Raw genomic sequence first — 13,173 nt, 5'->3', positions numbered from 1 at the left:
ACTTCAAGTAGGAAGGGGATAATGCGACTCGGTGTGGCTTCTGCAATGAAACCACCCAATCGAGGTGGGCGCATACGCCCACCTATCTCCACAGGCCTTTTTACGGCATAATCTCTTCGCACTTTCTGCTGAGTTTTTCATTATTTATGCCAACAATAAAATCTCCTTTACTCATTGCTATTCTTAGCTTGCTCGCCGCTATGATCACCATCCAATCCGGAGCATCGATTGCGAAACAGTTGTTTCCACTGGTCGGCCCGGGCGGTACCGTAGCGCTACGCATCAGCCTCTCTGCGCTGATTTTAATGCTGATTTTCCGCCCTTGGCGTGCACGCCTCAGCTGGCCACAATGGCGCTCTATGTGCATTTATGGTGCAAGTTTGGGTGGGATGCAGCTGAGTTTTTACTTCGCTATCGAACGTATTCCACTGGGTATTGGGGTAGCGTTAGAATTTTCAGGCCCACTGCTGCTCGCCTTACTCTCCTCTAAGCGCAAGAAAGATCTGATATGGGTTGCGTTGGCTATTCTCGGTATTGTGTTCTTATTACCGGATATGAACGGCGTTGATGCGTTAGATCCAATTGGCGTTGCGCTCGCATTAATTGCTGGCGGTTTTTGGGCTGGCTACATCTGGTTCGGACAACGTGCTGGCAGCGTAGGCTCAGGCGGTATGACGGTTTCGATTGGGATGCTGGTTGCCGCAGTCATCTATTTCCCAATCGCCACTCAATTGGCCGAAGCCTCGATTTTTAGCTGGTCGATTCTGCCGATGGCACTGCTGGTCGCCGTAATGTCGAGTGCCCTACCTTATAGCCTTGAGATGGTGGCACTCAGCCGACTCTCTACACAGCATTTCAGTGTATTAATGAGCTTAGAGCCTGCGATTGCCGCGATGGCGGGGTTAGCCATTTTGGGTGAAACTCTACAATGGAGCCAGTGGCTGGCGATTTTTATGATCATTACTGCGTCCATGGGCTCTACCCTGTCCGCGGCGAAATCACCGACTAAAGTGACTCAAGAGTAAAAGCACCGCGGTCAATCATAGGAAAGAAAGAGATAAGAAGAGAAAAATCCGGCCGAAGCCGGATTTTTTATGGGCGCTGCCCGAATTTTACTTTGCCTTCGCTACTGAACCAGAGCGCTTCTTTGCGCCGACGGCCGAGCAAAAATGGGCCATCATCGTAGAACAGAAAGTTCTTCCAATGGCGCTTAAAGACTGACCATTTGGTCTCCAGTACGTTGTATTTCTCGTAGCAGAAATACACGGTGACATCATCTTGCCATGGCAGATGGGCTGCCAATGCTTCCGGCAATTCTGGTTCATCGCTCTCCCACTCCGCCATCCAGCCTGTCTCACCAGACCAGCTATTGGCTTTGCGTGGCCAGTCGTGAGAACTCAAACGCTCAGCATCAGGGCTCATGTCACTGATGTTCTCTTTCCAAAATTGTGCTGCGCGCAGTGGCTCCATGGGTTTGATCTGAGCGAGATCGGTTTCAGGCACTGGCATCGACGCATGGGTAAAAATCCATTTTCTTTGGTATTGATCCAAAGGCAAATAAGACATTGAGTTTCCTTAAACTTTCAGCCAGCCGTTTGGGCTCGCTTGTTCAATAATGTGTTTTGCGTGCTCCCAAAGGGTTTGGGGTTCGCCGAACGGGTTATTCTTTCCAATTGGGATTGATCAGCGAAGTCAGGTTATGGTCTTCCCATTTACCGTTGATCAGTAAGTAATCTTTAGCATGGCCCTCAAGCACGAAACCCACGCGTTTGAGCACATTTTCACTGCGTTTATTGTGCGGAATGTAAGAAGCCATTATGCGATGCATGTTGTGCTCGCTAAACATGTACTGACAAGCCATCGTCAAAGCACGCGTCATGACCCCTTTGCCTTGCGCCTCATAGGCCAGCGAGTAACCGACATTACACGCATGGAATGGGAAGCGGATAATATTGCTAAATGAGATGGTGCCTAACATGGCATCATTTTGCGCATCCAAAATCAGTAGATAGTAACCGAGCTTCATTTTGTGCAATTCATTGAGCTTAATCAGCCTTTGCAGCCAGCCGGACTCAGTAAAAAACTCAGCTTCACGCCTTGGCTCCCACTCAATCAAGTGGCTTCGGTTATCCACAAAATACTGGCTTAAACGCTCGGCGTCGTTGATTTGCGCGCAGCGTACAACAATGTCACCATCGGTTTGATAGAAATGGCATTCGCTGTTTAATCCATTCATCAGCGCTTCCTTATTCCATAATCCCTCAGCTTATTCGCGATCGACGTGTGAGAAACATTGAGTCTTTTCGCCAACTTACGACTGGAAGGAAAAGATTGGAACAGACGATCCAACACTTGCGATTCGTACTCCTTCATGATGTCGTCGAGCGAACCATCGAGGTTGATACTAGGCGCAGAACTTACGCTGTCAACTTGCGGTAAGTGGAACGGTTCAATACCCAGCACATCCCCTTCAATTTCAGTTAAGGCACGCAGCACCATATTGTCCAGTTGGCGCATATTGCCCGGCCACTGATACTGACTGAGTTTATCCAGCAGATCGTCGGTCAACTTAGGTTTGAGCATGCCCAACTTGTTACAGTGTTTGGTGATGAAGAGTTCAAGCAGCGGCTGTACATCACTTGGGCGTTCACGCAGAGGTGGAATACGCAGCGTCAAGACATTGAGGCGGTAGAACAGGTCCTCCCGAAAACGGCGCGACTCGGCCAAATCCGCTAAATTATGACGTGTGGAGGCAATCACACGCACATCCACGTGGATTTCATGCTCCTCCCCGACACGGCGGAAAGTGCCATCTTGCAAAAAGCGCAGCAGCTTAATTTGCAAATGTGGACTCATTTCACCAATTTCATCCAGAAATACAGTGCCACCATTGGCTTGCTCAAAGATGCCTTTATGACCTTGTTGATGATTAAAAGAGCCCGGCGCATGACCAAACAATTCGGTTTCGGCCACATCATCCGGCATCGAAGCACAACTCAGAACCAGAAATGGTGCAGAAGAACGATCCGAACGGTTATGGCACGCCTTAGCGAGCATCTCTTTACCTGTGCCGGTTTCCCCTTCAATCAGCAGAGGTTGATCAAGCATGGCCAATTTTTTCGCTTGGCTCATCAGGCTTTTGTGTCGATTCGAAACACCCACAAAATGTTCAAAGCCTAAGTTGCTCTGTAGTGGGATTTGAGTTGTGCTAGTCAATCCCGCATTCGCAGCACGTAACATCATCATCGCGCTGGCTAAGGTGGATTGTTTGGCATCGCTCGAAATGTAGACGGGCATGATTTCCATCACATAATCCAGTCCATCCAAGACCACATCTTCACGCAGACGAGACTTACTGCCTTCCAGCCAACGTGTGAAGTTGAAGACGGGCATCAAGGCTGAAATTTGCTGGCCGATCATGCTGGATTCTTCACGATTGAACAATGCAGCCGCAGCGTGGTTAGCCATATCCACCGCGCCTTTGAGGTTGATCGCCAATACCGCATCAGGCAAGTTATTGAGCAGAGAAATCAATTCTGTGTTGTGCCGTTCAATCGGCATGAACTGGATTTTACGGACATCTTTCACCCCGGGAATGCGGCGAATTTCCGCCATCAGTTCACTGAAGGTTTCAAAATCAATATCAGGACAATTGAGGTAAATAATACCGATCACATCGATTTCGATCCCTCGCAGATCGATGCTTTTGGAGGCGAGAATATCCAGTAACTCGCGAGTCAGACCTAATCGGTCTTCACAGAGGACTTCAAGACGCACTTTAATAGGATCCTGTTTGAAAGTGTCACGAAAAGTTGACAGTAGTTTCGCCCAAGCCCAGATCGGCGTCAAGCGATCCGTGATAACGGATCGCAGTTTCCGAGAATGAAAGGTTATTTGGCGAGCAAAGCAGCAACTTTACTCACGACTTGCTTACGAACCGCACTCAGTTTGAGTTGACGATCGGGGTGCCATGGTAGTGGACGCAGCAACCCTACCGCTTTAATGCCCAAACGCGCCGTCAGAATACCCACGCCTACCCCCTGCCCTGCACGAGCAGAAAGGCGTCCGGCCAAGTCCATGGAAAACAGATCCACACTGGCATCGACAGCCAATTCACTCGCCCCCGCTAACGCCATGTTGAGCAATACGGCTTTAAACAGTTTTATGCGTGACCAGTAACCGAGTTCAACGCCATACACTTTTGCCAGTTGATCCACCATGGAAAAGTTACGCCAAGCCACCAGCAACATATCAGCAATCGCGAGTGGGCTAATCGCCACTAACGCGGCCGCTTCAGTCGCATAACGAGTGACAATTTGGCTGGCTTGTTTGTCTTGTTCGGCCACCACCAACGCATCATACAAATCGAGGATTTCTGCATCACTGTGGCTACTATTGAGTGCCGATAGCCAACGTTGGTAGCCCTGCTTATCCACTTTGCCTTGTTTGGCTATCTGCTCACAGAACGCTTGACCTTGGCCAACTGCATCATTCTCCATTAAGATTTGCGCTTGTTCTTGAACACTAAAATGCTGACGTAGACGACGCAGTTTCCACAACTCTTTCGCGATAGCGCCCAACCCTAACGTCGCCAAAGCACTGATAAACCCCACCCATCCTAGGCTGAGCCAGTCCGAATCTTGAATGGCTTGTACCACGCTATCGATAGCCTGCCATGCGACCAAACCACTGAAAGCCGCAAACAAGCCCCCGGCAAACCATTTGCGCCCTTTGCTGGGTCGAATGATGGTGTCGAGCTCTACTTCCAATGCCTCTTCTGCTGGCTCTTCCATGTTCATGGGCACAAACTTTTCTTGTGCGCTGAACTGCTGCTGAGCCGTCAAGCTCGGCGTTTCTAAACTACCTTGCAGTGGCTCGCTAAAAATCTGTTTGGTTTTAAGATCGCTCATCGCAGTTTATCTCCAATCAGAATGTCGAGGGCTTTATCGACTCGAATGTGCTGGCATGGCTCATCCATCGCCGTGGGCAGTGGGCGAAACGCCGTAAAATCAAACGCCTGACGCTGCCAATAATCGGGATCTGGCAGTTTGCGCGGCACCTCACCGGGAAAGAGCGTGATGGATTCACCTTCCAGTGTGACACCTTGAATCGCCGCCACCTTCTGCTCTCCCTGCATGATGTAACCCGATTGCGTAGCGCGCACCGAAGCCATGCTGATGCAGTTCATTTCAATATTTTCATAGGCTGCATGCTGCCAGGCGGGATGGATCATCTGCTGCAATAGAGAAACCATATTGACATGTTGCTCCGGTGTCACATGGTCAGCCTTAGTGGCCGCAAAGACGACTTTATCGATTTTGGGTGCAAATAAACGGCTGAGCAAACCACTGCGCCCATAGCGGAAACTGTGCATGATTTGCTCCAGCGCGCTGCGCATATCCAAAAACGATTCGTGCCCAACATTGAGCGGCGATAGGCAATCCACCAACACAATCTGGCGATCAAACGTCGCGAAATAGTCCCTATAAAAGGCTTTTACCACCTTGTTTTGGTACTCCTGATAGCGCGCTTGCAGCAAAGCGTAATAGCTCTGCTTGCTCACTGAGCTCTGCGGCGGATGACATGGGAAAAATTGCAGCACAGGCGCACCTTCCAGCTCCCCAGGCAACACAAATCGTCCCGGCTGAACCCAATGCAGCCCACTGGCTTTACATTGATGCAGATAGTCGGTGTAACTCGCGGCAATCGACGCCAAGGTTTGCTCATTGGCTTCTTGGTGAAGATCAAGCTGCTCCACAGCGTCACACCAAGACTTAGCGAGCTCTTTGCGTAACCCATGCAGAGCATGAAATTGCTGTGCTGACCAAGTGGCGTAATCCATCTCTAATAGCGGTAAATCGAGCAACCACTCTCCGGGATAGTCGATAATGTCGAGATAGAGAGTTGCACTACTGGTGAGTAGCTTTTTGCTGCGTTTTTTCGGCTTGTATTTGATCGCCAAACGAATTTCGCTTACATCTCGGGTTGGCACTGGCCAGTTTGCAGGGCTGCTTTGCAACTCGGTTAACGCTTCATCATAGGCAAAGCGTGGCACCATCATGTTGCTTTGCGGCACACGCTTTGCGCCAATCAAGCGCTGCTCACGATCCGCCGCTAACAGAGGGAGATTATGATGGCTGGACGTATGCAGCAGTTGATTGACGAGAGAGGTAATAAACGCCGTTTTACCTGCGCGCGAAAGTCCCGTCACCGCAAGACGAACATGGGAATCGAGGCCACGATGGATAAAATCGCTCATTTCTTGACGAATACGCTGCATTGTTCACTCCAAATCAGGATTTCGCACAGCTTAATAAGCTCAAGCTTAATGTGAGATGAATATACCCTTCCTACTTAAAGTGGCAGCAGTGCTGACTACCTGAAACGCCAAGTCGTTCGGGTATCGCTTTTGCTCAGGTAAGTACTAGGCACAGAGCAAAATCACAATGGGTAATGGCTCGCTCCTGCCTATAAGCCATTCAAGTCACAGGAGCGATAAGAGGGATTAATCTTCTTCGATCAGTTTGTAGATAACAAACAGTGCGATCTCAAGCAGTACAAATAAACCGCAGGTGATGGTGACGTATTTATCATTAAAAATGCTGATACCGTTCAAAATAAGGTCGTAACCGACCACAGCACCGATCACCACAGCAATAATGATTTGTAGAATCTGAATAAAACGAGGCATGCCTACTAACTCCTGACCTATCGATAACGAAATGAATTGTATACCAAAACTACAGCTTCGAGTAGGAAAGGTATCCTATTAAAAAGGTGCAACTCACGTGCACCTTTGTCATTTTTTTGCCAAGTTCCTCGCTGAGAAGAGGCAAGCCTTTACTTGGCCGCTTCAGCAATTTTGACCCGCCAAGTATCTGGGCCGATTTGGTGCGCATTCGCGCCCGTTGAATCCACAGCAACAGTGACTGGCATATCTTCGACTTCAAATTCGTAGATTGCCTCCATGCCTAAGTCTTCAAACGCGACTACGCGAGCTTTCTTGATCGCTTTCGCCACTAAGTAAGCCGCACCACCGACTGCCATCAAATAAACGGCTTTGTGTTTTTTGATCGATTCAACGGTAGCTGGGCCGCGCTCAGCTTTACCAATCATGCCCATGACGCCGACCTCTTCCAGCATCATGTCGGTAAACTTATCCATACGAGTTGAAGTTGTAGGGCCTGCAGGGCCAACCACTTCATCGCCTACTGCGTCCACAGGACCTACGTAGTAAATGAACTTGTCTTTCAAATCGACACCGTCAGGCAATTTTTCGCCTTTTTGCAGCATGGTTTGAATGCGTTTATGGGCGGCGTCACGACCAGTGAGGATCTTGCCAGACAGCAGAACCGTTTCACCGGTTTTCCACGTTTGGATCTCTTCACGGGTGATGTTATCAAGATTGACACGACGCGTATTCGCGCCCGCTTCCCAAGTGATTTGTGGCCAATCTTCTAACTTAGGCGGTGTTAACTGCGCAGGGCCGCTGCCATCGAGTGTGAAATGCACGTGGCGTGTCGCCGCACAGTTGGGGATCATGCAGACAGGCTTGGAAGCGGCATGTGTCGGTGCCGATTTGATTTTCACATCAACCACTGTGGTCAAACCACCAAGGCCTTGCGCGCCAATACCGAGCTTATTCACACGGTTGAAAATGTCTAAACGCAGCTCTTCTTCCGCATTTTGCGGACCACGCTCGATAAGCTCATGAATATCAATGTGTTCCATCAAGGCTTCTTTGGCGAGGACGGCCGCTTTTTCCGCCGTACCACCAATACCAATGCCGAGCATGCCCGGTGGACACCAGCCCGCGCCCATCAAGGGTACGGTTTTTTCTACCCATTCCGCAATATCATCGGACGGGTTGAGCATCACCATCTTGGTTTTGTTTTCACTGCCGCCACCTTTGGCCGCAATTTGAATATCCACTTTATCGCCAGGCACCATGTTGATGTGCACCACAGCAGGGGTATTGTCTTTGGTATTGATGCGCTTGCCCGCAGGATCCATCAATACTGAAGCACGCAGTGGGTTATCTGGGTTGGTGTACGCTTGGCGCACGCCCTCATCCACCATCTGCTGCACCGTCATGTCGGTCGAATCCCATTGCACGCCCATACCAATATTGACGAAACAAGTGACAATACCCGTATCCTGACAAATGGGGCGGTGGCCTTCTGCAGACATGCGCGAGTTAATCAAAATCTGCGCTATCGAATCTTTCGCCGCTTGGCTTTCTTCACGTTGGTAGGCTTTTTCTAGGGCTTTTACAAAGTCTAATGGGTGGTAGTAGGAGATGTACTGCAGCGCATCAGCGACACTGCTGATCACATCTTGCTTGCGTATTACCGTCATTGCTCGCCTCGTTATTGTTATGCTTCCGTGTACTGCGACTTGGGTGAATTACTGCTTCCAAAACCGAAGGAGACGCTCACTCTTTAAGTAGCAGCTTTGTATGAGATTTTTATGATACTCTTGCTTTCCCTGCGATGCTACGCAATGAACGGTTTCTCTGTCACAAATTACACAAATGAATAACAACCAAATTTTGTCAATTGAACACAAAAAATTAACTTATCACCCTGATATTGCTAAACAATTTTTCACATCCATTGAGCAGCAACCTTGGGCAATGCTGCTGAGCTCTGCGTCTAGCACCCATATGGATAGCCGCTTTGATATTCTGGTCGCCAATCCTTTCGCCACTTTAGTGACTTTTGGTGATGAAACTGAAATTCACGCTCAGAACGGCGTGACATTGTCACGAGAAGATCCTTTTGCGCTTCTTGCTGACATCCAAGAGCTGTATCTTCCTCAAGTGACTGATGCGTCGGAATTACCTTTTGTTGGCGGTGCTCTGGGGTATTTTGCCTATGATTTAGGGCGCCGAGTCGAAGTCCTCCCTAGCTTAGCAGAACAAGATATTGCTATGCCCGATATGGCCGTGGGCATCTATTCTTGGGCGCTCGTGGTCGATCACCAACAGCACACCGCGCAATTGGTCGGACAAAATGTTGAAGACGCTTGGGGTTGGTTAAACCAACAAGAGGCGATAAAGCCAAGCGAAGTAACTGACTTTGCTCTCACATCGCCTTGGCGATCCAATATGAGCTATACCGCCTATCAAGATAAATTTGCTCGTGTACAGGACTATTTACGCTCGGGAGACTGTTACCAGATCAACCTCGCGCAGCGTTTTCAGGCTCACTACACTGGTAGTGAATGGCAAGCGTATTTGAAGCTGGAAAAAGGTAACCAAGCGCCCTTCTCCGCCTTTTTGCGTTTGCCACAAGGCGCAATTTTGAGTGTTTCTCCAGAACGTTTTCTGCAAGTTTGCGATCGAGTGATTGAAACCAAACCGATCAAAGGCACACGTCCACGCCATGCCGACAAGCAACAAGATGCCCTACTCAAGCAAGATTTAGTCAGCGCAGAAAAAGATCAGGCCGAGAATTTAATGATTGTCGATCTGCTGCGTAATGATATTGGTCGTGTGGCAAAGCCGGGTAGCGTGCATGTACCTAAGTTGTTTGATGTCGAAAGCTTTCCCGCCGTGCACCATCTGGTGAGCACGATTCGCGCAACACTGGATGAGCAATACCAAGCCGCCGATCTGTTACGCGCCTGTTTTCCCGGCGGTTCGATTACGGGAGCGCCCAAAGTGCGGGCAATGGAAATCATTGAGGAGCTCGAGCCGCATCGCCGTAGCGCTTATTGTGGCTCAATTGGCTATCTCAGCCGTCATGGAAAAATGGATACCAGCATCACGATCCGCACTTTAGTGGCCTATCAGCAGCAGCTTTACGCTTGGGCGGGTGGCGGATTGGTGGCTGACAGCGAAGGCGCTGCGGAGTATCAAGAAACGCTAGATAAGTTAAGCCGAATTCTTCCAACCCTAGAATCCTAACTCTCAGTTTGAACCACCGTCAGCACCGCCTATGCTCGCTGGCGGTTTTCTTCTCAAGCCATCCCCTTCCTACGTACAGCGTCAAGTCGGTAGAAAGGGGATATCATATCCGGCAAATGTGCAGTAACCGACAGCGCATCCTTTTGAAACACGCTATACCCAAATAACTTGGAGTTGCAGGTAGGCGGCAAGTGAGTGAATCCCCATGAGCATAGATACACTATGTGATTGGGGTGAACGAACGTAGCCAACACCGCTGCAACTTCAAGTAGGAAGGGTATATAACAGGTGTTGTACGTTAATCACAGTATAGAGGTCTGCTTTGCAAAACATTAGCCGTCACGAGTTTATCCAGCAGTTTCAGCTCCATTTACCCGCCGCCTATCCTCAGGAAAGCTTGCGGCGCGTCGCACATTTAGCGCCAGAGAAGCTACGTAAAGCGTCGGTATTGATTGGCGTAGTAGAACGCCCGCAAGGCCTACAAGTGATCATGACCAAGCGCGCAGCGCATTTGAGGCATCACCCCGGGCAAATCAGTTTTCCCGGCGGAAAGTACGAAGAGAGCGACCACTCGTTACAGCAGACGGCAAAGCGAGAAGCACGAGAAGAGATTGGCATCCCAGAAGAAAAAATTCGTATTGTTGGTCAGTTGCCTGAGTTAGTGACCGTAAGCCAATTTGCCGTGACGCCTTTTTTAGCTTTTGTCGAATCCGACTACCCGATTCAGCTCGATCACAACGAAGTCGATGAAGTGTTTGAAGTGCCGATCAGTTTTTTGCTTGATCGAAAAAAGCTCTACAGCGGGACTTTTCAGTTAAAAAACCACCGTCATAAACTGTTCGCGCTCTCCTATAAACAACATTTTATATGGGGTATGACCGCACAAATCATCCAATCCCTTCAAAAACAATTTATTAATTACAATGAGTTAGTTTGAAGACCTATTTTTCTCACTTTGGGCAAGGCAATACAAATCATTAGAAAATCTAATCAAAAAAACAAGCAAACGTTTTCCTGACCATTCACTGAGAATTTTTCACGCAAACATAACTAAATCTAATCCAACCCATTAACAATTCTCACATGTGGCACGCCAATTTCGTGATCAAAAATAGGTTTTTGATAGAAGTTTCAATAAGTACAACCAATCATGATTTAGATCTAGTTTTCTTATGTGAAAAATGTGCAAAAATGCGCTCCGACTTATTTCCTGTTCCCAAAATGAGTAAAAACATATGAATACTACAACAGCGGCTACTTCTACAGCACGTTCTGCTAGCAAGTGGACCTACAAAGATTTCACCTGGGCTCTGTCCCTTTTCGGTACAGCGGTTGGTGCAGGTGTCCTGTTCCTACCTATCAAAGCGGGTGCGGGTGGCTTCTGGCCATTAGTTCTTCTCGCACTGATTGCCGCCCCAATGACTTGGTTTGCACACAAGTCTCTCGCTCGTTTCGTATTATCTGCAAAAAATCCTGATGCAGACATCACTGACACGGTTGAAGAACATTTTGGTAAAGCTGGCGCTAACCTCATTACTTTTGCTTACTTTTTCGCCATCTATCCTATCGTTCTGATCTACGGTGTGGGCATCACTAACACGGTGGATTCTTTCCTCGTTAACCAAATCGGCATGGAATCGATTCCTCGCTGGTTGCTATCTGGTGCACTGATCACGGCGATGACTGCTGGTGTGGTATTTGGTAAGGAGCTGATGCTGAAAGCCACTTCTGCCATGGTTTACCCTCTGGTATTTATCCTACTGGCACTCTCTTTCTACCTGATCCCTGATTGGAACACATCAATGATCGAAGTCGCACCTGACTGGTCAGCAATGCCTGCTATCGTATGGCTTGCGATCCCAATCATCGTGTTCTCTTTCAACCACAGCCCAATCATTTCTCAGTTCTCTAAAGAGCAACGCCAACAGTTTGGTGATAAAGCCGTACAAAAAACGGACATGATCACTGGCGGTGCAGCGATGATGCTGATGGGCTTCGTGATGTTCTTCGTATTCTCGGTAGTTCTATCACTGTCTCCTGCAGAGCTGGCGATGGCAAAAGAGCAAAACATCTCTGTTCTGTCTTACCTAGCTAATGAACACGCTTCACCGATCATCTCTTACTTAGGTCCAATCGTGGCATTTGCAGCGATCACCTCAAGCTACTTCGGTCACTTCTTAGGTGCTCATGAAGGTCTAGTCGGTCTGGTGAAATCACGCAGCAACATGCAAGTCAGCAAGATTGAGAAAATCTCTCTCGGCTTCATCGTCATCACCACTTGGATTGTTGCAATTGTGAACCCAAGCATCCTAGGTATGATTGAAACCATGGGCGCACCAATGATTGCTGCTATCTTGTTCCTGCTGCCTGTATTTGCAATGCACAAAGTGCCTGCAATGGCTAAGTTCAAGACTTCAGCACCTGTACAGATTTTTACAGTTATTTGTGGCTTGGCTGCGATTAGTTCTGTAATCTACGGCGCTCTTTAATCTCTACCTCTGCGTATGAGCTTAAAACACAAAACATAACTATACCAAAAGCCTCCCTACCCTTAGGGGGGCTTAGTTTTGAGGCATTCAAAATGATTAGTGTATTTGATATCTATAAAATCGGTGTTGGTCCTTCAAGTTCACACACGGTTGGACCGATGAAAGCGGGTAAAGAGTTTATTGACGAACTACGCTCAATGGGAAAATTGCGCGACGTCACTAAAATCACCGTGGACGTTTATGGATCGCTATCACTGACAGGGAAAGGTCACCACACGGATATCGCTATCATCATGGGTCTGGCAGGCAATACGCCAGAGAAAGTGGATATCGACTCGATTCCGAGCTTTATCGCTCGTGTAGAAGAAACAGAACGTCTTCCTGTTGGTATGCACTGTCATACCGTCTCTTTCCCTCGTGAAGGTGGGATGAATTTCCACCGCACTAATCTGCCTTTGCACGAAAACGGCATGCAGATTCACGCATGGATCAACGACGAGAAAATCTTCAGCAAAACTTACTACTCTATCGGTGGTGGTTTTATTGTTGATGAAGAGCACTTTGGTAAAGAGAACGAATCTCTTATTCAAGTGCCTTACGCTTTCCGTTCAGCGGAAGAGCTGCTGAACCAATGTAAAGAGAGTGGCCTCTCGATCAGCACGCTCGTTATGGCGAACGAAAAAGCCATGCATTCTGACGAAGAAGTGCGCACCTATTTCGCGAACATTTGGCGTACCATGCGTGAGTGTATGGAACGCGGGATGAACACCGAAG

The 13,173-nt window shown here is 48.5% G+C and carries 12 protein-coding genes; 5 read left to right on the top strand and 7 right to left on the bottom strand.

What is annotated here, in order from left to right; translation table 11 throughout:
* The first annotated feature begins 146 nt into the window (after positions 1 to 146).
* Complete coding sequence (locus GOU96_RS14875; RefSeq protein ID WP_001142129.1) at positions 147 to 1,025, top strand: EamA family transporter; 879 nt, start codon at positions 147 to 149, stop codon at positions 1,023 to 1,025.
* 67 nt (positions 1,026 to 1,092) lie between these two features.
* Here the strand turns inward: GOU96_RS14875 and GOU96_RS14870 are convergent, their stop codons facing one another.
* From GOU96_RS14870 to GOU96_RS14840, 7 genes are all read right to left on the bottom strand, one after another.
* Positions 1,093 to 1,566 (bottom strand): DUF2947 domain-containing protein, encoded by a 474-nt coding sequence (locus GOU96_RS14870; protein WP_267781714.1) that lies wholly within the window; start codon positions 1,564 to 1,566, stop codon positions 1,093 to 1,095.
* Positions 1,567 to 1,660: 94 nt separating this feature from the next.
* On the bottom strand, positions 1,661 to 2,236 hold the full coding sequence (gene rimJ / locus GOU96_RS14865; RefSeq protein ID WP_001013817.1) for a ribosomal protein S5-alanine N-acetyltransferase: 576 nt from the start codon (positions 2,234 to 2,236) through the stop codon (positions 1,661 to 1,663).
* Complete coding sequence (tyrR, locus tag GOU96_RS14860; protein WP_001888682.1) at positions 2,236 to 3,777, bottom strand: transcriptional regulator TyrR; 1,542 nt, start codon at positions 3,775 to 3,777, stop codon at positions 2,236 to 2,238. The genes rimJ and tyrR overlap by 1 nt, the downstream gene beginning before the upstream one ends.
* Positions 3,778 to 3,890: 113 nt before the next feature.
* On the bottom strand, positions 3,891 to 4,910 hold the full coding sequence (locus GOU96_RS14855; RefSeq protein ID WP_001281593.1) for a YcjF family protein: 1,020 nt from the start codon (positions 4,908 to 4,910) through the stop codon (positions 3,891 to 3,893).
* The gene (locus GOU96_RS14850; protein WP_258503625.1) at positions 4,907 to 6,280 is read right to left on the bottom strand and encodes a YcjX family protein; all 1,374 of its coding nucleotides are present in this window, start codon (positions 6,278 to 6,280) and stop codon (positions 4,907 to 4,909) included. Before GOU96_RS14850 ends, GOU96_RS14855 begins: the two co-directional genes overlap by 4 nt.
* Before the next feature lie 225 nt (positions 6,281 to 6,505).
* Positions 6,506 to 6,691, bottom strand: a complete 186-nt coding sequence (locus tag GOU96_RS14845) for a hypothetical protein (RefSeq protein ID WP_001137099.1) — start codon at positions 6,689 to 6,691, stop codon at positions 6,506 to 6,508.
* Positions 6,692 to 6,840: 149 nt separating this feature from the next.
* Entirely contained in the window at positions 6,841 to 8,358 is a 1,518-nt protein-coding gene (locus GOU96_RS14840; protein WP_000216111.1) for a fumarate hydratase, read from the bottom strand.
* A 175-nt stretch (positions 8,359 to 8,533) separates the two neighbouring features.
* On the opposite strand from GOU96_RS14840, the gene pabB reads away from it, so the two are divergent.
* The 4 genes from pabB to GOU96_RS14820 all read left to right on the top strand — a co-directional run.
* On the top strand, positions 8,534 to 9,910 hold the full coding sequence (gene pabB, locus GOU96_RS14835) for an aminodeoxychorismate synthase component 1 (RefSeq protein ID WP_267781717.1): 1,377 nt from the start codon (positions 8,534 to 8,536) through the stop codon (positions 9,908 to 9,910).
* A 322-nt stretch (positions 9,911 to 10,232) separates the two neighbouring features.
* Entirely contained in the window at positions 10,233 to 10,847 is a 615-nt protein-coding gene (locus GOU96_RS14830; protein ID WP_001179678.1) for a CoA pyrophosphatase, read from the top strand.
* A gap of 298 nt (positions 10,848 to 11,145) precedes the next feature.
* Positions 11,146 to 12,399, top strand: a complete 1,254-nt coding sequence (locus GOU96_RS14825) for a septum formation initiator (RefSeq protein WP_001098616.1) — start codon at positions 11,146 to 11,148, stop codon at positions 12,397 to 12,399.
* A 92-nt stretch (positions 12,400 to 12,491) separates the two neighbouring features.
* Positions 12,492 to 13,173: serine dehydratase beta chain (locus tag GOU96_RS14820; RefSeq protein ID WP_324701993.1), on the top strand; the 682-nt coding region annotated here is incomplete at its 3' end.

The sequence above is a fragment of the Vibrio sp. R-1 genome, assembly GCF_035615595.1.
Classification (GTDB): domain Bacteria; phylum Pseudomonadota; class Gammaproteobacteria; order Enterobacterales; family Vibrionaceae; genus Vibrio; species Vibrio cholerae.
The sequence above is the reverse complement of the archived record's forward strand: the minus strand, read 5'-3'. Positions and strand labels throughout refer to the sequence as shown.